The 1,314-nt window shown below is 70.9% G+C and carries 1 protein-coding gene; it reads left to right on the top strand.

Going from position 1 to position 1,314, the window contains the following annotated elements; all coding sequences use genetic code 11:
• Positions 1-1,133 (top strand): serine hydrolase domain-containing protein (locus tag E2E34_RS34370; RefSeq protein ID WP_244316404.1); only part of this gene is annotated, 1,133 nt, incomplete at its 5' end.
• Positions 1,134-1,314: the final 181 nt, after the last annotated feature.

Genomic DNA, 1,314 nt, shown 5'->3' with positions numbered 1-1,314 from the left:
CAGAGGTGTATAAGAGACAGGACATGGACGGCGTGACCGCGGCCTTGAACTCCGCCATGGTGAACGGCGCTCCGGGCGCGATGGCCCGCTTCACGGGTCCCGGAGGCGTCCTGACGCGCACGGCCGGCGTTCGCGACCGCGTCTCCGGCGAGGCCATGGACACCCGGGCGCGCTTCCGCATCGGCAGCGTCAGCAAGACCTTCTCCAGCGTCGTACTGCTCCAACTGGTCGACGAGGGACGGTTGGAGCTCGACGCACCGGTCAACCGCTACCTCCCCGGACTGCTGCCCGACGATCGCATCACGATCCGTCACCTGCTCACCCACCGAAGCGGCCTGGCGGACTACACCGAGGCCATGTTCGCCAAGACCGTGCCCGGCTTCGAAGCCGTGCGCAACCGCGTGTTCACCTACCAGGAACTCGTCGACCTGTCGCTGGCCGAACCCCGCACCACCGAGCCCGGTGTGGCCTACAAGTACTCCAACGCCAACTTCGTCGTCGTCGGCATGCTCATCGAGAAGGCCACGGGGACCCCGGTCGCCAAGCAGTACGAGCGGCGCATCATCAAGCCGCTGCAGCTCCGCCACACCTCCTACGTCCACCCGGAGACCCAGATCAAGGGAAGGCACGTGCGCGGCTACCTGCACCCCGACGAGGAGGGGGCTCCGCTCGTGGACTCCACGGAGCAGACCGCCTCCTGGGCCCAGTCGGCCGGCGCGGTCATCTCCGACCCGGCCGACCTGAACACCTTCACGACCGCGCTGATGCGGGGCAGGTTGCTCTCGCCCCGGATGCTGGACGCCATGACCACGGTCACCCCGACGGACGCCACCCAGACCCGCTTCTACGGGCTCGGGCTGCGCCGCTACGACCTCTCCTGCGGCACGCAGGTGTACGGCCACACCGGCACCGTGCAGGGCTTCTACACGTACGCCTTCGCCACCCGCGACGGCCGGCGCGCGCTCTCCGCCATGGCGAACACCTCGAACCGGGGCGCGGCGAACACGGCGCTCGGCGGGAGCCTGGAGGCGGCCTTCTGCGGGAAGAAGACCGCGCCCGCGGCGTCGTCGGCCAAGGCGCAGCGCACGCTCTCCAGCCTGCCGGCGGAGGCCGACCTGCCCGAGCGCCGCTGAGGTCGGCCCGGGGCAGGGGCCGGGGAGACCAAGGGGCCGTTCCTGGTGACACGCACCGGGGGCGGCCCTTCGCCGGTTCGTCCAGCGACCCTGGATCACCCGGTCGAGCTCCGCGCAGGCCCCCGGGACGCCCCGCACTTCGGACCGGCACTGGTCTCCGCGCTGCGGGTGGACGCATGGG

The sequence above is a fragment of the Streptomyces albidochromogenes genome (assembly GCF_005981925.1).
Lineage (GTDB): Bacteria > Actinomycetota > Actinomycetes > Streptomycetales > Streptomycetaceae > Streptomyces > Streptomyces albidochromogenes.
Note: the sequence above shows the minus strand (reverse complement) of the source record. Positions and strands in the feature narration are given on the sequence as shown.